We start from the raw sequence: 23,771 nt of genomic DNA, 5'->3' as shown, positions 1-23,771 counted from the left end.
CTAGCTCCTAACCCACAGTAAATATTTTATAATAAAGCTCTATCTCCGTTTTCAACGAACAATTATTTCTCCAAAATATCCTCTGCATCTTTTCATTTGAAGTATGTGTGCTTCCGATGTAATAAGTAGCCCCCATTTCCTTTAACATATGTAAAGATTGAAGATGCAGTTGGGAAGCCATTCCTTTCCCGCGATAATAAGGCATTACTCCAAAGTAAAATAATCGTCCTTCACTTTCTGTTCCACGCTCTATATGCGGTATGGACATACCAATTGGCTCATTTTTATCATAAAAAACAATACATGACTTTTCCCAGCCCTTACCTAACTCTGTTTGCACTGAATAAAAATGCTCATCGATAGTTAAAATTGAAGTTTGATTCCTTGAACCCGACATACATTGTTCCCAAATATATTTAAATTCTTTTTCCGATAACGTTCCTTCGGCTATTGATCGATATGTATATTGTCTTTCAAGCTCCTCTATATTGTTCAATTCTCTACATACTTCTATCTTTGCGGCATACAAAGAAAAACCTGCATCAAGTAACACTCTCACACTTGAGTTATAACTACTAAACCTTTTGTTTAATACAATACTCGCTCTTTTTAACTCCCAGTTAAAACAAACTTCTTCAAATCTACTTACCTTTTCTTTATATGTTTGTACGTTATACAAAACGTCTTCTTCTATTTCTTCAATTGTTACTGCATTTGGTAAGCCATTTAATACTTTTTTAGAAGAGCCAAATAGATTCTGAATGATTGCAAGATCGTATATCACCACTTTAATTCACCCACACCAGGCTCAATAAACTTCCCTGAAACATCCTCATTTGAATCTATTACCCAATCATATATATTTTTTGCTCCTTCAGCCGGGGTCATATTCGCATCAAAAGCACCAATATCAGTCTTTAATTTCCCAGGGTGAATTGCCGTTACACGAATTCCTTTATTCTTAAACTCTTGTTGTAAGCAGAGTGTTAACATATTTTGTGCAGCTTTAGCAATTCGATAGGAATATGAGAACTGACCTTGCGGAAACTCTTTGTTCGCCATTTTATGCAATGAACCTAATCGAGAGGACACATTTATTATTCTCGGATGATCCGATTTAGTTAAAGCCACATATGTACCTTTTACAGCTCGAATTACACCTAAGCAATGAATATTAAATAAGTCCGTTAACTCTTCTGAATTTGTATGTAAAATCTCAGTCTCCTTCCCAGTAATTCCTGCGTTATTTATTACTAGATCCATATACTCTGTATATTTCTCAAGCTGGTTTTTAATTTGCTCCGTACTCTCATCAATCGATAAGTCTGCTAATACAGGAAAACATCTACAACTAAACATTTGCTTCAATTGCGTTACCGCAACCTCAGTTCTAACTAGCGGATAAACGATATGCCCATTTTCATGAAATACTTTTACTAACTGTAACCCTAATCCGCGATTTCCACCTGTAATAAACACTCTCATATATTCATCTCCTTATTTTTAAAATAAATAAGAAAATCCATCCACTTATCATTCTCTAAAGAAAACGCCTCTCTCTTGCATTCAAAAGAAAATCCTGCTCGTTCCGCAAGACGAACGGATGGCTCATTATCAACATGTATATGTAATTCAATTCTATGAAAATGAAGACTATTATAAAATAACGATAACGCAGCTTTCACACTTTCCATGCCGTATCCATTTTTCCAGTATTGATTATGTATAGAATATCCCATCATCGCCCATTGGTAGTCCATACGTAAAATTTTTATAAGCTCTAGCTTTCCAATACTAGCCCCGTCTTCTTTACGAAAAACACCTAATACATACATCTCATCTCGATGTGCTGCTTCATCAAAGCCTCTTATCCATTCCGTGAACCATTCTTTTGTTGAAGACGACATATCATGATAACCATCATCGTATTTATACTGAGATGGAAGTCTCTTATGAAATCCATCTAACCAACTTTCATAATCATCATTTTTGAACGGACGGATCATTAGTCTCTCTGTCTCTATTTGTAATAGCGGCAGCTTCATTTATATCTCTTCCTCTTTTTGTTAATTGAATATTCTTTATTATCTTACACAAAATACAAAATCTAGTAAATTATTATGTTTTTGATAACCAAGATTCTATTAAAATATAAAAGGAAACCCTGTTCTGAAGGGTTTCCTTTTGTCATTATACAGCCAATCTTATCTGTGATTTAAAACGTTGTATTCTGTCTTTAATATTCCATAAACATCCACATCTTCATATGTATTTAATAAAAGTCTATTCTGTCTCAATGTACCTTCTTTACGTAAACCTGACTTCTCTAACACCTTAATCGATGATCTGTTTCTTGAAATGGCAGATGCCCAAATTTTGTTTAGACCTAATTCGATAAAGCCAAAATGAATCATTCTGTTTACAGCCTCAGTTGCAAGGCCTTTCCCCCAATAATTCTTACCAATCCAATAACCAAGCTCACCTCTATTATTACCCTTGTTAATTCTTAGTGTAATTGTACCTACAATTTTTCTTGATTCTTTAGAAACAATCCCTAAAGGATATTCGATTCCTTGCCTTATAAGTTCTGGCTGCATATCAACCCAATCTTGCGCGAACTCCAATTTATATGGATGTGGAAGCCCAAGAATATTGGCTAATTCCTTGTCATTAGCCAATTCTTTAATTCTACATACATCATCATTGGTAAAAGGTTCTATACATAAATGCTCAGTTTCTAATTTTATAGCCATATTTTCTCCCCCTTGCACTGAAATCAATTAAATTCCTTTATTTTCAATATTACACCAAAAAACACACAAAAAGTTCCAAATACCCTCAATATTCACTAACAGAATTATAAAGAAAAAACCCAGTTATGCTTTGTACATAACTGGATTCATCATCATCTAATCGCTTTTATTTTACAAATACATCTTCTCTTAATTCCCTCTTCAACACTTTCCCTAAAGCATTTTTCGGTAATTCTTCCATAAATACAACTTTGGGTATTTTATAACTTGCTAGTTTTTCTTTACAATGCTGTATAATTTCTTCTTCCATTAAAGACGTTTGCATATCTTTTACAATGTACGCAGTCGGAACCTCACCCCAAAAGTCATCCGGAACCCCAACTACTGCAACTTCTAGAACACCATGTATTTCATGAATAACATCTTCTACTTGATCTGGATATACGTTGTCACCACCGCGTATGATAACGTCTTTATATCTTCCCATAATATGCAGGAATCCGTCGTCATCTATCATGCCAGCATCGCCCATGTTAAACCAATTATCTTTTACTACCTTCTTTGTCGCCTTTTCATTATTCCAATACCCTTTAAACATGTATGGACTTCTTACATGAATTTCGCCAACTTCATTTGTTGTTAGTTCATCACCTGTTTCTGGATGAACTATTTTCAGCTCTACATGTTTCAAAGTTTTCCCTACAGAAGACATCTTTTCTTTTCCCATCATTGGATGCCATGAAGTTACAACCCAACCTTCTGTACTCCCATAACCTTGTACCATGTATATTCCTTTTTCCATATATTTTTGAATGAGTGTTTCTGGTACTTTTGTACCACCGCTTTGCGCTACTTTAAAAGTCGAAATGTTACGTTCTTTTTTATTTAACTCATCAAGCATGTAGCTATAAACAGCCGGGAATGCAAGCATCGTAGTAATTTTCTCTTCTTCAATCGTATCCCAAATCAGACTAGGATTCGAATCTGCTAAGAAGATCATCGTAACGCCATGATAAATACAATTTAAAATAGAAAGCACGCCACTCATATGAAATAATGGATGCACGGATAAAAAGCGTTCACCCGCTGGTATTTCTCTTTGTCCTGCAATCTCAGCAAAATAGTGATGTAAGTTTTTATGCCCAATCACACACGCTTTTGCCTGTCCAGTCGTTCCTGAAGTAAATAAATAAATCGCATCATCCTCTTCATGAACTTCTACATTCGGCTCTGTATTTGGCTGTTCTTGTAATTTAAGTTCAAATAAACCAAAACCTTCTTCTGTCGTTTTAATTACATAAGGAATTTCCTTAACAGCATCAATTTTTAATACAACTTCATTAAATTCTTCATCAATAACTAATACTTTTAATTTTGCTTCCTTTACAATCGTTTCTAATTCATAAGCAGTAAGCTGATGATTTAGCGGAATACATACAGCTCCAATTTTTAAACTTGCCATCATAACGCTTGGAAATGGATGATTATTTTTGCATAGTATTCCAATACGATCTCCTCTTTGTACACCTTTATGTAACAAATAGTGTGCAAGCTGATTTACTCGTTCATTATATTGCTGAAACGAATACCTTTTCTCTCCCCCTACAAGCGCTTCCAAATTTGGTGATTGCATTGCTCTTTTTTGTAATAATTTTTGCATCGTTCTCAAGTAAAACTCCCCTTTATATATGTTAGGTTTTTTATTTTACCAGATTAACTATTAATTTACTAAAGATTACACTTAGTGAATATAAATCCAATAAAAATAGCCATCTACTTAACAAGTAAATGGCTATTTCCTCTTATACATTAGAATACTCCTTATTCATCACATAGCGCACATACTCCGGTGCACTTTTATCAATCTCTTCATCACTTAATTTATATTCGGCACCATATAAATAAAATGAAGGTATAAATTTCATGTCTGTATATAAGCACGTAGCTTGAAATGGTTTCGTTAATTCACCCATTGTGATTCCACTATTTTCATAGTCTTTTTCTAATCCCCCTATAGAAATAGCTACACCAAACTCTTTCCCTTTCACTTTATCCCCTTTTGATCCGTAAGCAAATCCATATGTTAATACATCGTCAAACCATTTTTTCAATAAAGGTGGTGAGCTATACCAATAGAGCGGAAATTGAAATATATATCGGTCGTGCTCTACTAACAGCTTTTGTTCCTCTTCCACATTAAACTCCCAATTTGGTGCCACTTTATATAATTCATGCACCGTAATTTCATCCGAATATTTCTCAAGTTCTTCAATCCATCTTTTGTTAATTTTTGATTTTTCAATATCAGGATGTGCTACAATTACAAGTGTTTTCATCATCTTCCATCCCCCTTAGAAATTATTCAATCCTTTACGTATTAGTATGAACGAGTTACATATAATTGAAAAGTACGTACTTTAAAGTGCTATAGGAACCTTAAAGTACCTGTGGAGGTGTTATATGAATCAAAATGAAGACTGCCCAATTGCAACGACACTCGATGTAATCGGCGGAAAATGGAAAGTTCATATTTTATGTGTTTTGATGGATGGAAAAATGCGAACAAATGAAATCCGACGAGAAATCCCAAACATTACACAAAAAGTTCTTACACAACAACTTCGGCAACTTGAAGCTGACGGGATTATCCATCGTACTGTATATCAAGAAGTACCACCAAAGGTTGAATACACAATAAGTGACTACGGGAAATCTTTAATGCAAATTATGGATGAACTATGTGAATGGGGAAAAGATCATCAAATGAAAAGGTTACATGACTAGAAAAGTACTATACACTTTGTTTAATCCTCTACGTTTATATTTTGTATTTTTATAAAGCTTATTTTTATCGTCTTTAGGCTAACTTGTTTTCTTAGATTGATGGACGTGACCCCACATCCATCAATCTAAAAAGATATAATTAGAAAAATGAAATTTCTATAAAGTTCCGCATATAAACACTGCTTCCCCTCATTAAACGCTCGCCCTATTTTTTCGAATTTCAATTGTACGTAAGCTATAAAGGAGCGCCCCTAAACCGAGAATTTTTTCATTATTAGACGCATTAGAACCTAATGTAATAGTAGGTACATTTAAACCCACGAACCTTTCACTCCATTCTATAGGCATAGATCCTTGCTTACCGATTGCTAATGTACGCCCATCTATTGTACGAAGCGTACTTTGAATAAAATCAAACTCAACTTCTACATCGGACAATTTTGTGGCTTTATCAGTCAGCAAAGTACCACGTATCATAGTAAATCCTTGTATCATTTTTTCTTTAAACATACCTATCTGATTATAATTTGAATCATAGATTACCCAATCATACCCGTCCACTTCAGTATGAAAATAGGCTAGAATTTCCCCGCTACTCGTTTCTAGTCCATAAACATCTTTATTATGTAAAAAAGGTATTACTGAAAAAAGAATGTTAGATGAAACCATCTTTGTTCCTGCAACATATCCGCCATCAGGATGATATAAACCATATTGCTTGTTCCGCTTAGGTAATTCTAATACGACAAAAGTCTCCACATCCCAAAACGTCATATTACTTTTCACCGTATTCTTTTGTATCAAATCCCCTTTTCTTACCTGCCAAAATCCAATTCCAAAAAAGATAGAAGAAGCGATAACAAAAAAGATAATCTGCCCCCAATTAACATATCCCCAATCGTCATATACAGCGCATAACGCAAGAATAAAAATACCCGTTCCAATTAACAGTTTAAACTTCCCTTTTCGCTTATAGTAATCAAATAATTCCATTTCTTTATTTCCACCCCTTATTTGTCTTTCCTATCTCTTAATATATCAAAAAATTAATGATATCCTCTATCCTAAGATTGTTATTCTCCACTACGAAGTGGAAACAACAATCTTGAAGTGGCAAAAGTTTTACTAGACAACAATATTGATATGGAATTATTTATTACTATACAATCTAAACAGTCACTCTTTAAGCTAAGCTTAACAATATCTCTTTTGTACGTTTATCCGTTACTTCATAATAAATTTCTAACCCTTTCCGAGTACCTGTAACGACTTTAGTAGCTTTTAGTTTAGATAAATGTTGACTAATTGTACTTTGAGGCATTTGTAACATTTCATACATTTTCGTTACGTTAATAGGGCCTTTTGCAAGCATTATTTTTACTAATGATAAACGGACAGGATGTGCCAATACCTTCAATACTTCAGTGATTTCTTCATACATTTCTTTCATATTTTTTCTCTCCTTTTATATAAACATCAATGATATCCATATATATAATTCGAAAGGATATACGATTTTGTGTCCGTCATTTTAAAAAAATATTAAAAAATCTCTTCAGATGGAAAGAATCCCCCTCTGTTCAATATTCTATAGATTTTTCTTTCACTCGATATTATGTGGTAGGAACTTTCCTTACTGAGACCCTCTTCCATTGTTCTCTTACTGATGTCCATTATTTCCTTGCGAACCTCTTCCGTTATTCTCTTGCTGATTCTCACTATTCCCTTGCGATTCTCTGCCGTTGTTTCCTTGCCCATTTCCATTATTCCCTTGCGATTCTCTGCCGTTGTTTCCTTGCCCATTTCCATTATTCCCTTGCGATTCTCTGCCGTTGTTTCCTTGCCCATTTCCATTATTCCCTTGCGATCCTCTTCCGTTGTTCCCTTGCTGATGTCCATTATTCCCTTGCGATCCTCTACCATTGTTTTCTTGCTGATGCCCATTATTCCCTTGAGACCCTCTGCCATTGTTTTCTTGCTGATGCTCATTATTCCCTTGAGACCCTCTACCATTATTCTCTTGCTGATACCCATTATTTCCTTGGGAACCTCTTCCGTTGTTCTCTTGATTATGTCCATTATTTCCTTGAGACCCTCTTCCGTTGTTCTCTTGATTATGTCCATTATTTCCTTGAGACCCTCTACCATTATTCTCTTGCTGATTTCGATTATTTCCTTGCTGCGATCCTCTTCCGTTGTTCTCTTGCTGATTTCGATTATTTTCTTTTATTTGCTTCGGTTGTTGTTCCTTAGATTGCTTTTGTTCTATATACTCTCCCTTCTCGTTGCTTTCTTCTTTTACAGAAGATGACTTTTGTTGTTCTTGATGAGACGGCGGTGCAGGTGGCGTAAGCGATTTTCCCTTCTCATTCTCTTGTTTTATATAAACGCCTGTTCCAACTCCTGCTTTCTTGGCATCCTCCCGCATTTGCATCGTACTGCTTTGATATTCGACTGTAATATGTTTTATCTCATACTCTTTCTTTAATTCCTGCATAGCCTTTTCCAACTGCGGTTCTAACGACTTGTCCTTTGCAACAGCTGTTAGCATAACTTGCTTATCATTCGTTAAATATTTATCCTCTTGACTTTGCTTTATAATCGTACGTATTACGTCTTGCAATTGTTTATTTTCCCATTGCTTCAATTCTTTTAAAATACGCCTTCCATCATCATTACAAGCCCGCAAATCTATAACACGAAGATCCTTCGTTACGCTCGCCTCTAAACTTGGATTTATATCAACTGAAACGTAAGCAAAAGCTTTTTCTTCCGGTTGGTTGTAGAAAAACAGGAGCACACATAGAAAACAAGTAACAAATATTGATGCAGGCTTTAAAAAAGGCGGCATTGTAAAACGCGGTGACCTTTGTTCTTCTTCATCAAACGAGATTTCCTCCCCAATCATGTAAGAGTGCGCTTTTCTTTTAAACATAATAAACTCTCCATTTGGAGTTAATACAACTACGTTATGCTTTTTTATATCCATCACAATTCCTTTATTCATCATGCTTTTCCCCTCTTATGTAATCAAGAATATATGTATAGTTGTTTGCAAAGATAATACACATTGCAATAATGTATTTTCTATGTCGCTCCAACGTTTTACGACTTACCCTAACACGTGGTTCAATATGTTTTAGGGGTAATTTTTTCTTTCGGAACAGCTCTTCCATCATTTCAGCTTCTTTTATAATCATCTTTACAATTTCTATTAAGTGCTCACGCGTGTCACGATGCTTAGGAGATTCTTTCGCAAGCTCTGAAAATGTGATTTTAAACTCAGCTAACACACTTTGAAAATGAAGAATTTCTTCCTTACGGTTACTATTTTCCATCTCTTTCATATACTCCGTAAGCGATACTTGCATTTCTAACATTTCCTCTTGCTCATCTTCTTTTAAAAAGACAAAGTTATGCTTAGACTCCTTACGTATATAGTCAATTACATCTCTTTTTATAAGAAGATCAGCAAACGCTAGAAAAGATTTCCCTTTTTTATATGAATACTGTTCAATTGCTTCGTTAAACGCAAACAGTCCAATACTATATTCATCATCCTGTTCTGTAATATATCGGCGACAGACAGACGATATTGATTTTCTAATAAAAGGCTGATACTGTACGATAAATGCTTCCTTATCTCCTCCGTTGTTTTGTATGTTATATACGATATCTTCTATTTTCGGTTTTCTTAGGATCTTCATTACTAAACTCAACACTAGTAATCTCCCAGCCTCCTTCAAATAGCAAAAAGGCCACTAAACAAGTGACCATTTAACCACATTTTGTTAGTACTTTTCATTTGGGTTGTCTTCTTGCTGTTAGTTATATTTTTCGAGTCTAACTTTTTCAACGTTTTCTTAATGATTTTCCTTTTCTCTCGGCACTAAAGTTAAGTTTTTATTTTTATCTACTTTCTTATTTTCTTTCACTTGTTTTGCTTGCTCTTTTTCTATTTTATCTGCAATCCTTGAATAACTCTTCTCTATATGATTGGTAATTTCATCCTTGTCTTTCGGATGCCCCGCTTAATCTAGTAATTTTATTAATACTTCGATATTCTTTCATAGTCATTTTTCTTCTATTTATTTTTTCACTATATATATTCGGAGGAATACATAGTTTTATGGGGGTCAAAAAATATTTTTTTATAAAATATATATTTATTTCAAAAATAAAAAACGTTATTCTTTCTAAACAAGCTAAACTATTAGAAAGAATAACGTTTTTTATTAAGTTGATAGGTATAGTCGGCAGCTCTATAACAAATACATGCTTTTACAATTCGTATTAGTTAAATTAATATTTTATCCGTTGTTGTATTTCTTTAAAACGAGCATGTATAAATTTCTGGATGTCCGTGTGATCCTTATATAAAGTAACCGTATACATGATGGAAGATGCAAGAATCGTAGACCATATTAACCAATCTCCAGCATGAGAAAGAACTTTAATTATTTCACTTGTAAATTGTTCCTGCCCGTCATGAAATGTCGATACGAGGGAATTAAGGTTGAATAATAATAAAATTACAATTCTCCCTAAAAGCATAATAATCCATCCAATAATATACGAATAGCCACCAACACTACATAATTGATTATTATGATGAAAAACTTTTACTCTCTTAGCTTGCCAAAAACCAACTATCGCTCCTAATATAAGCAAGCTTATTAATTCAATTGTTATTATAAATTCCAATTTATTTGGAAGACCCATATAAGTTCTAATGATAGCCATGATTGGTATACCAAGAAGATCAAAACTATCTACTTTCTTTGGGATAAGCTGCCTAATGATCAATACGATAACGACTACAAGAATAATAATAAAAACTTTATTCATGCGATCAATCCCTCTTTTTTCCTTTTAAATAATACTCAATAAGCTGATTTACTTTTTCTTCTGAATATGATTCTGGTGTTTGAAGAACATGAATTACTAGCCCATCGATAAATCCGTACAGTATCTCCAATTCAAACTCTCTATTATACCCTGGTTTGACGTAGCCTAGCTCCATCATTAAATCTAGGATCATTCCCATAAGATACCTCGTATGGTGATCCATTTTCTTCCGAAGTTCAATAAGCTCCGGGGAACTAAAGGATATACCGAGAAATGTAATCCAAACCTTTCCTTCCAACATTTCTTCTTTATTAATAGGAATAATAAACTTCATTAATCTTCTAAGTGCTTCTTCTTTCGTTCCTTTAAATTCATTTGTACGCGTATTTGCCCGTTCTTTCATTCGATTCAACACTAAATTCATCGCATAATGAATTAATTCATTTTTAGACGAAAAATGATGCTGAACAAGCCCGACCGAAATGTTTGCTTCATCAGCGATTTGCTGTATGGAAGCTTTATCAATACCTTTTTCTAATATTACACGCCAAGTAGCAGTGGCGATTTGATTCTTCCTTTGTATGTGATCAACTATTTTAGGCATTCATATCCTCCTCCCTTTTTATAATATGATCGTATTATAAAAAAAGTACCTAAAACAATATGATCATATTGTTTTAGGTTTTATAGTGCTATCAAGCAATGCAAAATAAAATTCCCCTAAAATAAAAAAAGACGGCATTTCTGCCGTTACATTAAAAAAAATCTTCAAATTTTTTAGATACTCTTACTGTCTACGTTCAAAAGCAAGACGTACAGCAAGCCCCGTCAAGACACTTTGCCATAAGCCAACGCTGTACTCGTAGCCACGTCGGGCGTGTGCCAAACCATTTTGCAATTTTACTTGCTGTAAATACGATTAAAAGGTTAACTATAAAACTAACAGTGATTTGCGTAAGGCCTAAAACTGCACCTTGTAGAAGTAACGATCCTTTCTCAGGATTTTCAAATTGAGGTAAAAGTGACACATACAAAATAGCAATCTTTGGATTTAGAAGATTAGTCATAAGTCCCATCAAAAATAATTTCCGTGGTGGCTCATTAGGAATTGTACGAGGTTCCATAATAGATGTAGCACCCGGTTTTATCGAATTCCAGGCAAGCCAGAGTAAATAAGCAGCACCTGTCCACTTGACTGCTTCGTAGATAGCGGGTACTGCAAGGAATAGAACTGTAAGTCCGAACATTGTTGCGATTATATAAATGACAAATCCGAGCATAATGCCCAAGAGAGAAATAAATCCTGCCATACGTCCCTGCGTAATGGAACGGGAAATGAGATAAATCATATTAGGCCCAGGTGAACAAACCATGCTAAGCGAAACAATTGCAAAAGCTATCAAAGTACTCCAGCTGACCATAAACCTTCCACCTTTATCTTACATAAAATTTCCTATTGTACATTTTATCATGATTGAGGAGAGAAAAGATTAATATAAGCCGATGCAGCTAAGTAATATGATCGGATCGAATGTAGTGTAATCACATATTTCTCTTTCTCTTAAGTAAGGACTAAAAATAACCTATCCATAGAGCTACTAAAGCCACTACTAATAAAGCAAAGCAAAATGTGATATTTCGAACCCACTTTTGTATATCACCAAAATACCGGTCTATAAATAAAGCATAAATATAAACGATAAGAAATAGAACAATGTAAGTAAAAGCACCCAATCTATCGTTAAATTTCTCATTTGTAAATGTGCTTACATGAAGGAATAGAAAAACAAATGCTACTATGAATAGCTCAAATATCCTTTTTTTATTCAACCCGTCACCACCTTACAGTATTTCCCTTTTATTCCATTTTATCAGAACATACTGTGTAGCAGTATATGAATATGATATTCACTTCAAAAAGGCTAACAATCCAAGATTGTTAACCTCTACTTTCCATATTCGTACCCTTTATCACATTACTTCCTAACAACTGGAATCCACATTTCACCAAATACTAAGCCGTTTCTTTGCCCCATCTCAACTGTTGTATTTGGCCCGCCAACATAAGCAAAATCCGTTGCTTCTCGTAAAGCCTGACCGAAGGCGATGCCAGTAAGCTTATTACTTAGCTCTTCAGCCGTTTTGTCTTCCCCTTTCACTACTAAGTATTCTCCCTTCGGAAACTGGATCACTCTTGATTCCTCTTCTATTTGTGCTTCTGTCATGACACCAGCATAATACATCATCTTATTATTCACCGCTTCGCTCACAGAGAAAATATAATCATTTGTAGCTAAAGCCTTTAAAGTATCCAGCCTTCCATCTTCTTTAACAGCCGACCAAAAGTCTTCTTTTTCTTTATTTATTCCAGCAAAGTCTGTATATTCGCTCTTAATTTCAGTCCCAATACCTAACACAATAAAGCTATCTTTTTCTTCTATAGTATAATTTTTCATATGCAAAACCTGCCTCTTTTTTTATTAATCAAACGATTTATCTTTTCATCTGATACGTTTATAATACCTTTAAACCATGTCAAAAAATGATACTGTTTAGGAGACTCAAATGAAAAAAGTTGAACGGATTAATACAATCATGCGTTATATCAACAATCGCTCCCACTTTACAATTTCTGAAATCATACGAGAATTTAATATCTCACGATCGACAGCTATTAGAGACATTAGAGATATTGAGGCTATGGGTATGCCACTTGTCGCTGAAGTCGGGAGAACTGGTGGATATTTTGTCATGCATAATTCTATCCTGCCCGTTGTTCGCTTTACTGATAATGAAGTGAAAGCTCTTTTTATTGCCTTTATGGCTACAAGAAATCAACAACTTCCCTATCTAAAGAGTCGGCAATCTTTAGCGGAAAAGCTACTAGGACTCATTTCAGAAACCCAGCAAGATGACCTTGTTCTTTTAAATCAACTCTTGCTTTTTGAAGGGACTAACCCTCATAATCCCGATCTACTTGAGCTTTCTGACCTCCCCCATCCGATGTTAGAAAAACTCATTCAAATCCTTCTTTTGGATAGACATTTATTGATTACTGTCAAAGAAGAAGAAATCAAGTCTTATCCAATTTACCTATTACACCTTTATCAAGAAAAAAGCCATTGGATTATTGAAGGGTTTGACTTAAAAGAAGAAAAGAAGCTGATGTTTCCTGTCGATGATCTCATCAATATTGAACCGTACATGACGAAAAAGAAATTACATAAGAAAAAGATTTTAGAAAAACTCAGTAAGAAGGACGAAGCAATTAACCTTGTACTTGAACTTGGTCCAAAAGCGATTGCCCAGTACAAAAAATACCACCCTTTCAAAGTTACAATATCTTATACAAATCCTTACCAATCTACAGCCATTTTAAAAACATTTATCGATATTAACAATCCCGACGAACTGTCAGAGATAATAAACTGGCTGCTTTTCCTAGGGAAGGATATTACAATTAGAGAAATACCCGATGAAGTATTAAAAGATTTACAAGAGCGATTATGTTTATATTCCCCATAAGCAGTAATCGGTTAAACCTCACAATATTGAGTTTGATTCGTTACCAGTTGTCCCATATTTTCTACCATGAGTGCGCAACAAATAATAAAAGCACGGAAAATATTCCCGTGCTTTTTCTAAAACATATATAATTTCGGATGACTTAATTCACTTACCCTAACTGACGTTTAAATGCTTTACTTGCGAAAAAGTAAGAGATAATCATGATCCCTACGCACCAAGCGAGTGCAATCCAAATATCGTTGCCAACAGTTCCTTCATATAATAGAGCACGAATTGCATTCACGATTGAAGTTACAGGCTGATTCTCAGCAAACGCACGAACAATTTTTGGCATCGTTTCGGTAGGTACAAAGGCCGAACTAATAAATGGAAGAAAAACGAGTGGGTACGAGTAAGCAGTCGCCCCTTCCATAGACTTTGCTTTCAGCCCTGGAATAATAGCCAACCATGTTAGCGATAACGTAAACATTCCTAGTATCCCAGCTACTGCAAGCCAATCTAGAATATTAGCACTGGAACGAAAGCCCATTAAGAGCGCAACAAGAATAACCACCACGATAGTAAGTACATTAGCAACAAGAGATGTTAATACGTGAGCCCACAATATCGATGAGCGCTTAATAGGCATCGTAATGAAACGTGCCATCAGTCCACTCTTTACATCCGTAAATAGTCGCACGGAAGTGTAAGCTACACCGGATGCGATAGCCATGAGCAAAATTCCCGGCAATAAATAATTAACGTAGTTTTCCGTTCCTGTTTTTATTGCGCCGCCAAACACATAAACAAACAATAGCATCATCATAATCGGTGTTATCGCTACCGTAATAATTGTATCCGGACTGCGCATAATGTTACGCATTAAGCGCCCTAGTAATACCCCTGTTTTGCTTTTCATTTACATCTCCTCCTTTTTACCGATAATCGCAAGGAAAATCTCTTCCAATGTCGGCTGCTTCTCTATATACTCTACTTTTGCTGGTGGGAACATCTCTTTTAGTTCAGCAAGAGTACCTGTCGTAATAATTTTCCCGCCATGCAAAATAGCGATACGGTCTGCCAATTGTTCTGCTTCCTCCAAGTACTGAGTCGTAAGCAAGATCGTTGTACCGCTACCGGCAAGTTCCTTGACTGTATCCCACACTTCGATTCGCGCTTCCGGATCAAGTCCAGTCGTTGGTTCGTCAAGAAAAATAACTGCTGGCGCCCCAATCAAACTCATCGCGATATCAAGCCGGCGCTTCATCCCGCCTGAATACTGATCTGCCCTTTGGTTTGCCGCATCAGTCAGGCTAAATCGTGCAAGTAGATTGTCAGCAACTTGAGCGGGATTGGAAACACCACGTAACCTAGCGATCATTATCAAGTTTTCCCTTCCAGTCAGCATGCCGTCTAAAGCTGCGAACTGTCCTGTCAAACTGATGCTTTGACGGACATAATCTGGTTGACGCTGGACATCAAATCCGCAAATACTTACTTCACCATCATCTTGTTTCATTAGCGTCGAAAGGATGTTGACCATTGTCGTCTTTCCCGCTCCATTTGAGCCTAGCAGCGCGAAAATGGAGCCACGCTGCACCTCAAAATCCACCCCTTTTAAAACTTCCTTGTCTTTAAAAGATTTTTTTAACCCTTTTACAGAAATTGCTGTCTTGCTCATACTTTTTCCCCCTTATAAAAATTGATTACCTACACCCTCTATTTAGTACCACTGATAATCTGTATTACTTAGTACTGGTTTAAAAATATAACTGAATAGCGATGGCGGCAGTTCACATTTGTAACCAGCTAATCAGTCGGTATTACTTATTGCATTTATTTTTTTCTCAATTTCTTCATAATACTTTCATTCAAATCCTCACGATACTTAGAGACATACGTTTTAGCGTTTGCCACTAGTTCGTCAGCAAAGGATGCCACATCTTCCCCAGTAATGTCTAGCACTTGTCTGCCTTCAGCTGCACCAGCTTCAAACAAATCGATTAATTCATATTGTATGTGCAGCATATCCATTCCATTACCCGCTGAGAAATTCCACATGTAGTTTTGAATTTTTTTAAACACAAACTGATAGTCCTCTGGCAGTGCTCCAACACGTGCCATCATCATTTTATACTCTTTTTTATCACCAATTAATTTTTTGAACATTTCCAACATCTTATTTTCCTCCTTTTTTATAAAGCAGAACAAGAAACTCTCCAAATATGAGCCGGAACATTTTATATTATGAGGCTAGTTTGACTTCAAGACGTTAATTTTTGAAGATACAAAATCCCATTTTTTCCAAAACAATTCAAGCTCCTGACGGCCATCCTCATTTAATGAATAAAACTTACGAGGCGGTCCCATATCTGATGGTTTCTTTTCAATATTCACAAGCTTTTTCTTTTCTAATCTTACGAGGATGGTATAAACCGTTCCTTCTACTACTTCGGTAAACCCAAGATCATTCAGGTGACGGGTAATCTCATAGCCATACGTTTCACGGCGGCTAATGATTTCCAGCACACACCCTTCCAGTGAACCTTTCAGCATTTCAGTTAAATTTTCCATATTATGATCCTCCTTTACCCCCTATTCTGTCTGACTTATATTCAGTATTACAGAGTACTAAGGCGAATTTTTACTGAATAGCTTTTGAGTAAAACTATACTATTCAGTATTACTTATTACAACTACATTGTATGACTAAGTAGTGGTAGATATCAACTCATTTTCAAATTTTTTCTAAAATCCGCTATTACCTATTGTTTACTGAAAATATTTTGAGAAACAACACTACTCAGTATCACCTACTACAACTACATTGTATGACTGAGTAGTCGTAAATGTCAACTCATTTTCAAAATTTTTCTAAAATCCCCTATTACCTATTATTTACTGAAAATATTCTGAGAAACAACACTACTCAGTATCACCTACTACAACTACATTGTATGACTGAGTAGTCGTAAATGTCAACTCGATTTTTATATTTTTCTAAAATCAACTATTACCTATTAGATACAGCCAATTTTCTTTTGGAAGAAATTTCGCCACATACCTATCCCGCTAAGAAAAAAATACCCCAAAACAAATATTCTACATTTTTGTTTTGGGGCGCTATAGGCTAGCTCTTCTTATTAATAAAGACAGAATTATTCTTTTGTTACGATAACATCATATCCATATCTTCCGCTGCAGTTGTAATGAGTTTTAAACCGAATGTTTCTTGTAATACATCAAGCACGCCAGGTGAAATAAATTCAGGCGCCTTTGGACCGATACGAATATCTTGAATTCCAAGACTAAATAGCCCAAGTAAAATAGCAACCGCTTTTTGTTCAAACCATGATAAGACAATACTTACTGGCAATTCATTCACTTCACATTGGAAAGCATCTGCTAAAGCGGCCGCTATTTTCACTGTAGAAATGGAATTATTGCATTGTCCTAAATCAATGTAACGCGGAATCTCCGTACCAGGTACAACACCATAACTCACATCATTAAAACGGAATTTCCCGCAAGAAGTTGTTAAAATAACCGTTTCTGGCGGAAGCGACGTTGCTAATTCACGATAATATTCTCCGCCTTTTCCCGGAGCATCACAACCTGCGATGACAAAGAAACGCTTAATCTTTCCTTCTTTTACTGCATTAATAATTTCCGGAGCTAATGATAATACTGTATTATGATGAAACCCTGTTACTAACTGCTCATCCGACTCCATATGTACTTCTGGAAGTTCAAGCGCTTTTTGAATCAATGGTGCAAAATCATCATTTTCAATTTTTTGTACACCCTCTAAACCGGCAATATCATATGAAAAGAATCGATCAGAGTATGACCCTTTAATTGGCATAACACAGTTCGTTGTCGCTAATATAGCACCTGTAAATTTTTCGAAAAGACGTCGTTGATCATACCATGCCTTACCGATGTTTCCTTTTAAATGTTTATATTTTTTCAGCTGCGGATAACCGTGTGCTGGTAACATTTCAGAATGCGTATAAATATTAATTTCTTTTCCTTCTGTTTGCTTTAATAACTCTTCTAACGCAAATAAATTATGACCAGTAACTACAATTGCTTTACCTTCTACATGGTTTTGTGTAATTTGAACGGGCTCTGGAACACCAAAGTGATTCGTATGCGCCTCATCTAACAACTCCATTACTCGTAAAGCCGATTTCCCTACTTTCATAGCCATATCAATATGTTCTTGTTCATTAAAGTTGGAATTTGTTAATGTCATATACAGTGCTTCTTGCGTCGTAGCATCTACAAATGCATCCGTATACCCTAGCTGAGCAGCATGCGTACGATAAGCTGCAATTCCTTTTAGCCCAAACACAATCGTATCTTGTAAACTTGCTATTGTTTCATTTTTACCGCAAACACCTATTACTTTACATCCGCCTGTTGGCGTTTGTTCACATTGATAACAAAACATGATCATCCCACCCTCTCCCAATCATTCCTTACAAATCAAGCATAATACCCATTAGGAAAAAAGGATGTGATATCAATCACAATAATATATAAAAATTTGTGACAGTTCATATTGTTGACATAATATTTTTATTGACTCTAAAAACATTACTGAAAAATGCACATCTTTGTTGGTACTTTCAAATAGCTAGTTAATAGATTTAGAGAACTATTAACTAGCTATTTTTGATTAAAGATTCTATGAGAAAGTTCTTTATTTACAATACATTTACATTATCTTAACATTGTTTACATTATTTATATGATATATTTATATAGAAAATACTTAAGAAATTTCATTTACATTGTTATCTTTATAATCTCTGATCTGATTGATAAGAGATTATGTTATATTTTCATACCAGGGGTGAATGAGGATGACTGAAACTTTAAAGACACTTATAATGCTTGATGTTACTTACGTTGTTATAGCAATTATGACGGTACTGGTATTTGTATACTTGGAATTAAAATCTCAGTAACGTATGCAGGCGTAATAGACAGGTTCAGCATTTAAATATAGTTAGAAGAAAGCGAGGAGAAAATTGTTTCTCCTCGCTTTTATATTCCAAAAGTTTCTTATTTCAACAAATCCACTGTATGTAAAAGTAATCCTCTGTCTCCTACTTCTCCATGACCAGGTACTACCGAATTTATATTTCTATATCGCTGCAGCACATTCTCAATCGATGTAGACCATTCATTTACATAGGCATCAGCGACGTTTCCTAAATCTTTAGCTTCCGCAGATTTCACTATACAGCCTCCAGCTAAAATTTTATATTGTGGTAACCATACGACAATATTATCTTCTGTATGTCCTTTCCCTGGATAGAACGTTTCTACTTTCATATTTCCAAACTTCAAATTCGTAATAGTTTGTAAATCTCCAAGTGGTTCTTCATATCCATTTTTCTTTGCTAGTTCCGCAGTCAATGCTGTACTATGCGCTTTAATGCCTCTTTCTTTCAACGTTTTTATTCCGCCAATTCGATCAGCGTGCGCATGTGTAATAATAACATCCGTTACGCGCTTCTTAAATTTCTTTTCTACCATCTCTATTAATTCCTTCGTTAACTTATCATCCCAAGAAGAATCGACAAGTACTAACCCTTTAGAAGTAGTAAGAACTAGACCGTTCGAAGGAACTGCTTCCCCGTTAAAATAACCTAACTCCGTATGAACCCATACATTTTTGTTTAACTGAGAAATTGAAATGGTTCCTGTCTCATTTTTTATTACGTTTTGCTCTAGCTTTTGTTCCGCTTTCACAGAAGAAATTGCACTAACAAATTGAGTTGTTCCTAGTAAACTAACACATACCCCTAATTTTAATAATGTATTTTTCATTTTCTCCACCCTTTCTTTCAAACGAAATAGTTATTACCTATAATAGACAATTCATTTCAAATGTTTGTTCCATCTTTTCTTCCATATTTTTCATACCATTAATAAAAAGCGCACAAAATTTTGTACGCTTTAATTTTGTTAAACGTTAATATTCATACTATAATTTATTTACAGTCCTTTAACGGAGGTGTTTTCAATGGCTCTCTTCGCTTCTCCATCATTATTCATACTAGCAATCATTTCATTTGCACTAGCCTATTTCATCGGAGTTAAACAATACACTTGGCTCTTATCAGGATTCAATGAACGCCGTGTACCAAATAAAGTAAAGTTATCAAAAATAGTTGGTCTTTATAATTTAATTGCTGGTGTTATTGCTACAATTGGTAGCGTCTTCCTTACTCCTAATGTAAAAATCGTATTTCCTATCATTATAATTGGCCACGTTATAATCGCTGCTTATGTAAATACACGCATGGTACAGTGAAAAAAGATCACCCAATCGGATGATCTTTTTTATAATTTATCGACATATTGCTTCGCCTCTAGTAAGGAAAAACCAAAAGCTTCTCTTACTCTCTTAACTGCTGTAACTGTTTTACCTTCTTCCGTAAGCTGACGCAACTCTTTATTAATTTCAGGTTCTCTATCTACAATTCCCATTTCTTTCGAAATTAGCTGTAATCTATCTTCCATCCTCTTTAAACGGGCATCATTTTTCTTTTCGATTCTATTTAATTTTTCAGCAATATAAATAAATCCAAAGACTGCTATCGGTATGATCACCCAAAATTCCATGACTATTCCTCCTCATTAGCTTTCATTGGTTTTATTTCACTAACTTATGTAAATTTTACCACAGGACACATTTAATGTATAATAGTAATATACAACACTGTTGATAAAACCTTTTATTTTAGGGGGGCACTTCATGAAAAGATTTTTAAATACGCTACTACAATTTGTAGTTCTTTCAATGGCACTACATTTATTATTTGATATCGTTGGCTGGCTTGTTTTCAATGCGCCAATTCAAAACAAAGAAATCATTATCTCTTTACTAACAACCTCATGGCTTATGTACATGTACCGAGATAAATTTTTTAAAGCATTCACTTCGAATTAACTAAAAGAACTTCATCGATAAAAGATGAAGTTTTTTCTTTTTCTCTCATTCTCTCTATTAACTACTGTATAATAGAACTAATATTCTGTCTTTCATAAGAAAGGAGTCACTATGAACTTAAAAAGTAACACTATATACGAGAAAATGAACCAATATTCCGTTGCAGGTTTAAGCCTTGCCGTTATACGTGATGGTAAACTAGATGAAGCAACTGCCTGCGGAACACTTGAATCTGGAACTAATAGAACTGTTACTACAGATTCCATATTCAATTCTTGTTCTATTAGCAAATTCATCACCGCAATTCTTGTACTAACATTATCAGATCAAGAAATCGTACATTTAGATGAAGACGTAAATGATAGACTCACATCTTGGAACATCCCTACCAATCTATTTACTTCACAAAAAAAGGTCACATTGCGAAACTTGTTATGTCACCAATCTGGAATCATTGATCCTCCTAATAGCTTTGAACATTATCTACTTGCACAAGGGCAACCAAACATGTCTGAACTCCTTGCCGGTAAAACATCATATTGTCCAGTACCGATAGAAATAGCTTATAAACCAGAAAGCGAATTTCACTACTCTGATGCAAACTTTTGTATTATTGAACTACTACTTGAAGATATAACTGGAAAACCATTCACCCTTTTACTTGAAGAATATATCTTTCAGCCACTCCAACTAAAGAATAGTACGGTATTCTCTCCTGAAGATATAAATAAAATGGAGCTCTTTGCTTGCGGGCATAATAAAGATGGCACCATTACAAATGAGAAGTATCCATTTTATCCATTCGCAGCTGCTTCAGGCATTTGGACAACACCCACTGACTTATCAACTTTAGTAATTGAAATCATTCATTCCTTACAAGGAAAGGGCAAACTAAAACTTTCTCAAATAACAGTACAAGATATGATTTCTCCTCAAGGTTGCTCAAAATGGACTGGACTAGGTGTTTTTCTAGATGATTCTAACGAAGACTTACAAATGTATTCACTTGGCTGGGGCGTGGGGTTTCAGTGTATGATGGTATGCTATCCATACCGAGGTAATGGTGCTGTTATTATGACGAATGCTGACTTAGGTGTTCATCAAATGGAAGGGATTATTGGTGACATTTTAAAAACATTATCCTTATAATGAAAATAAAGAAGCTGTTCCTCCCAGCTTCTTTCTCTATATAACATTTTTCGCAACAATTTTTATATGTTCCGGCGCAATAATCTCCGTTATACTTTCTTGGAAATCTTCCCGCAACAATTCTTCAATATGTTCTAGCTGCACTTCAACATGTGTGCATTCTAAATTATGTATATTTAATAGTGCATAATGATCTTTTTTCTTAATTACTAAATATTGATTTTCCTCTGTTACAAGTACCGATCCTAATCGGGCTCCTAGTAGGCGTTGATCATCAAACTTCACAATCATTTCCCCCTTCCTTAATCCAAAATGCAATCACTATGTAATAAAATTACATTTTAGGTAATCTATTCTTTATCAACTATATCATAATTTATTAAAATATAAATATCATATTTCCTTTTACTAAAAATCCCTATTCTTTTATATATTTCGATACAAAAAACTTTCTCAACATAAAATTAGAATTTTCAGTTTTTATTCTCATGAAAATCTATTATAATAAAGTTAATAAATGTTTGACCTCTCCTAATTCATGTACATATGGATGATCAGTAGTTGCTGCTACTGATCTATTTTTTTGCTCCATATCTCTAAGAGTAGTTCATTATTTTATTCGCCAAGCCATTCACTCACCAGTTCAATCTAATAGAGGTTTAGTAATGCTAATACTAAACCTTTTCCTCATAAAATATAATTCTATTTGAAAATGGATCAATCACAGTTAATTCCATTGTATCCCACGGTGTGCTCTCTATATCAGGTTTTGAATAAGCATAATCTTTATTTGATAAAATAGCATAATAACTTTTTAAATCCTCTATTTTCACACGAATCGCACCGCCTGGCGAAGCATCCCCATGATGTTCTGATAAATGTATTACAGAATCCTGTAACGAAATTTGCATATATAATGGCATATGCTCCTCATACCGATGTTCCCAATCCAGTTTAAATCCTAAAAAATCTATGTAAAATAGCTTTGCTTTTTCAATATCAAAAATTCTAAATATAGGTGTAATCATTTATAATCCTCTCCTATTTATAAACATCTGTCGCCAATTCCCTCAAAACATCCACGTTCACTACTTCAAAGCAACCATTGTTTTTCTTTATAATCTCTTTATCACAAAAAATATTTAATGTACGTAATAGATGTCGATAACTCGTTCCTAATAATTCAGCTGTCTCTGTTAAGTTACCACTAAATACAATTCTATTTCCATGCTGCACCGCTCGTTCCCCTGCTGCTAACATGTAACTCGCAAGTCTATTTTCAAGTGGGTATAGTAAATTAATTGTACTATTTTTTGAAAGTCGGTTTAATTTATGTGCTAACGATCCGCAAATACATCGTAAAAATTTCGCATCATGAAATAGCTGATTTCGCACTTTTCCTAAAGGTAAACCAACACAATATGAATCTGCCATTACTTGTACGTTTGAAGCAGTCTTTTGAGAATGAATTAACTCCACATCTCCTAGTAACTGCAAACTATCATAAAAGCATAGTAATACAGATTTCCCGTTACTTAATGTATTAAACGCTTTCGCTTTTCCTTCAACGAAGAAAAATAAATAATCTATCTCTTCATTTTCTCTACAAATAAACTCATTCTTTTTAAAAAATATGAGTTCCATATACGGTTTCATATCATTACTAAAAAATGAATCAATATTATTTTGTTTCATATAATTTACTAATTTAATTGAATTACATACTTTCTTCATAGTTCCCCCGCCTTTACAACTACTCC

29 protein-coding genes and 1 pseudogene are annotated in these 23,771 nt (G+C 34.7%); 5 read left to right on the top strand and 25 right to left on the bottom strand.

Going from position 1 to position 23,771, the window contains the following annotated elements:
- Positions 1–7: 7 nt before the first annotated feature.
- The 6 genes from ACUN28_RS12380 to ACUN28_RS12355 all read right to left on the bottom strand — a co-directional run bounded on the left by ACUN28_RS12380 (position 8) and on the right by ACUN28_RS12355 (position 5,089).
- Entirely contained in the window at positions 8–784 is a 777-nt protein-coding gene (locus ACUN28_RS12380; protein ID WP_016086983.1) for a GNAT family N-acetyltransferase, read from the bottom strand.
- Entirely contained in the window at positions 781–1,485 is a 705-nt protein-coding gene (locus ACUN28_RS12375) for an SDR family NAD(P)-dependent oxidoreductase (protein ID WP_016086982.1), read from the bottom strand. The genes ACUN28_RS12380 and ACUN28_RS12375 overlap by 4 nt, the downstream gene beginning before the upstream one ends.
- Positions 1,482–2,045, bottom strand: coding sequence for a GNAT family N-acetyltransferase (locus ACUN28_RS12370; RefSeq protein WP_016086981.1), 564 nt, complete (start codon positions 2,043–2,045; stop codon positions 1,482–1,484). Before ACUN28_RS12370 ends, ACUN28_RS12375 begins: the two co-directional genes overlap by 4 nt.
- A gap of 159 nt (positions 2,046–2,204) precedes the next feature.
- On the bottom strand, positions 2,205–2,753 hold the full coding sequence (locus ACUN28_RS12365) for a GNAT family N-acetyltransferase (RefSeq protein WP_016086980.1): 549 nt from the start codon (positions 2,751–2,753) through the stop codon (positions 2,205–2,207).
- Between the two features lie 166 nt (positions 2,754–2,919).
- Complete coding sequence (locus tag ACUN28_RS12360) at positions 2,920–4,422, bottom strand: class I adenylate-forming enzyme family protein (RefSeq protein ID WP_016086979.1); 1,503 nt, start codon at positions 4,420–4,422, stop codon at positions 2,920–2,922.
- Between the two features lie 133 nt (positions 4,423–4,555).
- Positions 4,556–5,089, bottom strand: a complete 534-nt coding sequence (locus ACUN28_RS12355; protein ID WP_016135036.1) for an NAD(P)H-dependent oxidoreductase — start codon at positions 5,087–5,089, stop codon at positions 4,556–4,558.
- Positions 5,090–5,213: 124 nt separating this feature from the next.
- Here ACUN28_RS12355 and ACUN28_RS12350 point away from each other — a divergent pair, with 124 nt between their 5' ends.
- Positions 5,214–5,537, top strand: coding sequence for a winged helix-turn-helix transcriptional regulator (locus ACUN28_RS12350; protein WP_016086977.1), 324 nt, complete (start codon positions 5,214–5,216; stop codon positions 5,535–5,537).
- A gap of 192 nt (positions 5,538–5,729) precedes the next feature.
- On the opposite strand, the gene ACUN28_RS12345 is transcribed toward ACUN28_RS12350, so the two are convergent.
- The 9 genes and pseudogenes from ACUN28_RS12345 to ACUN28_RS12305 all read right to left on the bottom strand — a co-directional run bounded on the left by ACUN28_RS12345 (position 5,730) and on the right by ACUN28_RS12305 (position 12,841).
- Positions 5,730–6,530 carry a hypothetical protein gene (locus ACUN28_RS12345; RefSeq protein ID WP_016086976.1) on the bottom strand — a complete coding sequence of 267 codons (801 nt, stop codon included), beginning with the start codon at positions 6,528–6,530 and terminating at the stop codon, positions 5,730–5,732.
- 190 nt (positions 6,531–6,720) lie between these two features.
- A complete protein-coding gene (locus ACUN28_RS12340; protein ID WP_016086975.1) occupies positions 6,721–6,987 on the bottom strand; it encodes an ArsR/SmtB family transcription factor in 267 nt (88 codons plus the stop codon).
- A gap of 210 nt (positions 6,988–7,197) precedes the next feature.
- Positions 7,198–8,544 (bottom strand): anti-sigma-I factor RsgI family protein, encoded by a 1,347-nt coding sequence (locus ACUN28_RS12335; protein WP_116329301.1) that lies wholly within the window; start codon positions 8,542–8,544, stop codon positions 7,198–7,200.
- On the bottom strand, positions 8,537–9,259 hold the full coding sequence (gene sigI / locus ACUN28_RS12330; RefSeq protein WP_016086973.1) for an RNA polymerase sigma factor SigI: 723 nt from the start codon (positions 9,257–9,259) through the stop codon (positions 8,537–8,539). The genes ACUN28_RS12335 and sigI overlap by 8 nt, the downstream gene beginning before the upstream one ends.
- A gap of 580 nt (positions 9,260–9,839) precedes the next feature.
- On the bottom strand, positions 9,840–10,385 hold the full coding sequence (locus ACUN28_RS12325) for a hypothetical protein (protein WP_016086972.1): 546 nt from the start codon (positions 10,383–10,385) through the stop codon (positions 9,840–9,842).
- A gap of 4 nt (positions 10,386–10,389) precedes the next feature.
- Positions 10,390–10,989, bottom strand: a complete 600-nt coding sequence (locus tag ACUN28_RS12320; protein ID WP_016086971.1) for a TetR/AcrR family transcriptional regulator — start codon at positions 10,987–10,989, stop codon at positions 10,390–10,392.
- A gap of 183 nt (positions 10,990–11,172) precedes the next feature.
- Positions 11,173–11,806, bottom strand: a pseudogene (locus tag ACUN28_RS12315) (LysE family translocator).
- A 151-nt stretch (positions 11,807–11,957) separates the two neighbouring features.
- Entirely contained in the window at positions 11,958–12,215 is a 258-nt protein-coding gene (locus tag ACUN28_RS12310; RefSeq protein WP_016086969.1) for a DUF3963 domain-containing protein, read from the bottom strand.
- A 146-nt stretch (positions 12,216–12,361) separates the two neighbouring features.
- A complete protein-coding gene (locus ACUN28_RS12305) occupies positions 12,362–12,841 on the bottom strand; it encodes a GyrI-like domain-containing protein (protein ID WP_033659876.1) in 480 nt (159 codons plus the stop codon).
- A gap of 109 nt (positions 12,842–12,950) precedes the next feature.
- On the opposite strand from ACUN28_RS12305, the gene ACUN28_RS12300 reads away from it, so the two are divergent.
- Positions 12,951–13,910, top strand: a complete 960-nt coding sequence (locus ACUN28_RS12300; protein WP_016086967.1) for a helix-turn-helix transcriptional regulator — start codon at positions 12,951–12,953, stop codon at positions 13,908–13,910.
- Between the two features lie 151 nt (positions 13,911–14,061).
- On the opposite strand, the gene ACUN28_RS12295 is transcribed toward ACUN28_RS12300, so the two are convergent.
- From ACUN28_RS12295 to bla2, 6 genes are all read right to left on the bottom strand, one after another.
- Positions 14,062–14,811: an ABC transporter permease gene (locus ACUN28_RS12295; protein WP_016086966.1), complete on the bottom strand. Its 750-nt coding sequence runs from the start codon at positions 14,809–14,811 to the stop codon at positions 14,062–14,064.
- A complete protein-coding gene (locus ACUN28_RS12290; RefSeq protein ID WP_016086965.1) occupies positions 14,812–15,573 on the bottom strand; it encodes an ABC transporter ATP-binding protein in 762 nt (253 codons plus the stop codon).
- A gap of 155 nt (positions 15,574–15,728) precedes the next feature.
- Positions 15,729–16,070: a DUF1048 domain-containing protein gene (locus ACUN28_RS12285; protein WP_000891990.1), complete on the bottom strand. Its 342-nt coding sequence runs from the start codon at positions 16,068–16,070 to the stop codon at positions 15,729–15,731.
- Between the two features lie 75 nt (positions 16,071–16,145).
- A complete protein-coding gene (locus tag ACUN28_RS12280) occupies positions 16,146–16,466 on the bottom strand; it encodes a PadR family transcriptional regulator (protein WP_000429486.1) in 321 nt (106 codons plus the stop codon).
- Positions 16,467–17,061: 595 nt separating this feature from the next.
- Positions 17,062–18,348 (bottom strand): hydroxylamine reductase, encoded by a 1,287-nt coding sequence (gene hcp / locus ACUN28_RS12275; protein ID WP_033660177.1) that lies wholly within the window; start codon positions 18,346–18,348, stop codon positions 17,062–17,064.
- A 617-nt stretch (positions 18,349–18,965) separates the two neighbouring features.
- Complete coding sequence (bla2, locus tag ACUN28_RS12270; protein WP_016086963.1) at positions 18,966–19,736, bottom strand: BcII family subclass B1 metallo-beta-lactamase; 771 nt, start codon at positions 19,734–19,736, stop codon at positions 18,966–18,968.
- Positions 19,737–19,932: 196 nt separating this feature from the next.
- On the opposite strand from bla2, the gene ACUN28_RS12265 reads away from it, so the two are divergent.
- Positions 19,933–20,223, top strand: a complete 291-nt coding sequence (locus tag ACUN28_RS12265) for a DUF3784 domain-containing protein (RefSeq protein WP_016086962.1) — start codon at positions 19,933–19,935, stop codon at positions 20,221–20,223.
- Positions 20,224–20,252: 29 nt separating this feature from the next.
- Here ACUN28_RS12265 and ACUN28_RS12260 read toward each other — a convergent pair whose 3' ends face one another.
- Positions 20,253–20,534 carry a hypothetical protein gene (locus ACUN28_RS12260; protein WP_016086961.1) on the bottom strand — a complete coding sequence of 94 codons (282 nt, stop codon included), beginning with the start codon at positions 20,532–20,534 and terminating at the stop codon, positions 20,253–20,255.
- Between the two features lie 133 nt (positions 20,535–20,667).
- Between ACUN28_RS12260 and ACUN28_RS12255 the strand changes: the two genes are divergently transcribed.
- A complete protein-coding gene (locus tag ACUN28_RS12255) occupies positions 20,668–20,862 on the top strand; it encodes a hypothetical protein (protein WP_000819667.1) in 195 nt (64 codons plus the stop codon).
- Positions 20,863–20,973: 111 nt separating this feature from the next.
- Positions 20,974–22,011, top strand: coding sequence for a serine hydrolase domain-containing protein (locus ACUN28_RS12250; protein ID WP_016086960.1), 1,038 nt, complete (start codon positions 20,974–20,976; stop codon positions 22,009–22,011).
- Positions 22,012–22,047: 36 nt separating this feature from the next.
- Here the strand turns inward: ACUN28_RS12250 and ACUN28_RS12245 are convergent, their stop codons facing one another.
- The 3 genes from ACUN28_RS12245 to ACUN28_RS12235 form a co-directional block, all read right to left on the bottom strand.
- Positions 22,048–22,296: a hypothetical protein gene (locus ACUN28_RS12245; protein ID WP_033660105.1), complete on the bottom strand. Its 249-nt coding sequence runs from the start codon at positions 22,294–22,296 to the stop codon at positions 22,048–22,050.
- Between the two features lie 389 nt (positions 22,297–22,685).
- Positions 22,686–23,039 (bottom strand): glyoxalase superfamily protein, encoded by a 354-nt coding sequence (locus ACUN28_RS12240; protein WP_016086958.1) that lies wholly within the window; start codon positions 23,037–23,039, stop codon positions 22,686–22,688.
- Positions 23,040–23,052: 13 nt separating this feature from the next.
- Positions 23,053–23,745, bottom strand: coding sequence for a cyclic nucleotide-binding domain-containing protein (locus ACUN28_RS12235; RefSeq protein WP_016086957.1), 693 nt, complete (start codon positions 23,743–23,745; stop codon positions 23,053–23,055).
- Positions 23,746–23,771 lie beyond the last annotated feature (26 nt).

This window comes from Bacillus sp. WC2507 (assembly GCF_052656125.1).
The sequence above is the reverse complement of the archived record's forward strand: the minus strand, read 5'-3'. Positions and strand labels throughout refer to the sequence as shown.

Excerpts from the sequence above, each read along its gene's own strand:
- ACUN28_RS12375 (WP_016086982.1), bottom strand. The coding sequence starts at position 1,485 with ATGAGAGTGTTTATTACAGGTGGAAATCGCGGATTAGGGTTACAGTTA.
- ACUN28_RS12370 (WP_016086981.1), bottom strand. The coding sequence starts at position 2,045 with ATGAAGCTGCCGCTATTACAAATAGAGACAGAGAGACTAATGATCCGT.
- ACUN28_RS12365 (WP_016086980.1), bottom strand. The coding sequence starts at position 2,753 with ATGGCTATAAAATTAGAAACTGAGCATTTATGTATAGAACCTTTTACC.
- ACUN28_RS12355 (WP_016135036.1), bottom strand. The coding sequence starts at position 5,089 with ATGAAAACACTTGTAATTGTAGCACATCCTGATATTGAAAAATCAAAA.
- ACUN28_RS12350 (WP_016086977.1), top strand. The coding sequence starts at position 5,214 with ATGAATCAAAATGAAGACTGCCCAATTGCAACGACACTCGATGTAATC.
- ACUN28_RS12345 (WP_016086976.1), bottom strand. The coding sequence starts at position 6,530 with ATGGAATTATTTGATTACTATAAGCGAAAAGGGAAGTTTAAACTGTTA.
- ACUN28_RS12340 (WP_016086975.1), bottom strand. The coding sequence starts at position 6,987 with ATGAAAGAAATGTATGAAGAAATCACTGAAGTATTGAAGGTATTGGCA.
- ACUN28_RS12335 (WP_116329301.1), bottom strand. The coding sequence starts at position 8,544 with ATGAATAAAGGAATTGTGATGGATATAAAAAAGCATAACGTAGTTGTA.
- ACUN28_RS12325 (WP_016086972.1), bottom strand. The coding sequence starts at position 10,385 with ATGAATAAAGTTTTTATTATTATTCTTGTAGTCGTTATCGTATTGATC.
- ACUN28_RS12320 (WP_016086971.1), bottom strand. The coding sequence starts at position 10,989 with ATGCCTAAAATAGTTGATCACATACAAAGGAAGAATCAAATCGCCACT.
- ACUN28_RS12305 (WP_033659876.1), bottom strand. The coding sequence starts at position 12,841 with ATGAAAAATTATACTATAGAAGAAAAAGATAGCTTTATTGTGTTAGGT.
- ACUN28_RS12300 (WP_016086967.1), top strand. The coding sequence starts at position 12,951 with ATGAAAAAAGTTGAACGGATTAATACAATCATGCGTTATATCAACAAT.
- ACUN28_RS12295 (WP_016086966.1), bottom strand. The coding sequence starts at position 14,811 with ATGAAAAGCAAAACAGGGGTATTACTAGGGCGCTTAATGCGTAACATT.
- ACUN28_RS12290 (WP_016086965.1), bottom strand. The coding sequence starts at position 15,573 with ATGAGCAAGACAGCAATTTCTGTAAAAGGGTTAAAAAAATCTTTTAAA.
- ACUN28_RS12285 (WP_000891990.1), bottom strand. The coding sequence starts at position 16,070 with ATGTTGGAAATGTTCAAAAAATTAATTGGTGATAAAAAAGAGTATAAA.
- ACUN28_RS12280 (WP_000429486.1), bottom strand. The coding sequence starts at position 16,466 with ATGGAAAATTTAACTGAAATGCTGAAAGGTTCACTGGAAGGGTGTGTG.
- hcp (WP_033660177.1), bottom strand. The coding sequence starts at position 18,348 with ATGTTTTGTTATCAATGTGAACAAACGCCAACAGGCGGATGTAAAGTA.
- bla2 (WP_016086963.1), bottom strand. The coding sequence starts at position 19,736 with ATGAAAAATACATTATTAAAATTAGGGGTATGTGTTAGTTTACTAGGA.
- ACUN28_RS12265 (WP_016086962.1), top strand. The coding sequence starts at position 19,933 with ATGGCTCTCTTCGCTTCTCCATCATTATTCATACTAGCAATCATTTCA.
- ACUN28_RS12260 (WP_016086961.1), bottom strand. The coding sequence starts at position 20,534 with ATGGAATTTTGGGTGATCATACCGATAGCAGTCTTTGGATTTATTTAT.
- ACUN28_RS12255 (WP_000819667.1), top strand. The coding sequence starts at position 20,668 with ATGAAAAGATTTTTAAATACGCTACTACAATTTGTAGTTCTTTCAATG.
- ACUN28_RS12250 (WP_016086960.1), top strand. The coding sequence starts at position 20,974 with ATGAACTTAAAAAGTAACACTATATACGAGAAAATGAACCAATATTCC.
- ACUN28_RS12240 (WP_016086958.1), bottom strand. The coding sequence starts at position 23,039 with ATGATTACACCTATATTTAGAATTTTTGATATTGAAAAAGCAAAGCTA.
- ACUN28_RS12235 (WP_016086957.1), bottom strand. The coding sequence starts at position 23,745 with ATGAAGAAAGTATGTAATTCAATTAAATTAGTAAATTATATGAAACAA.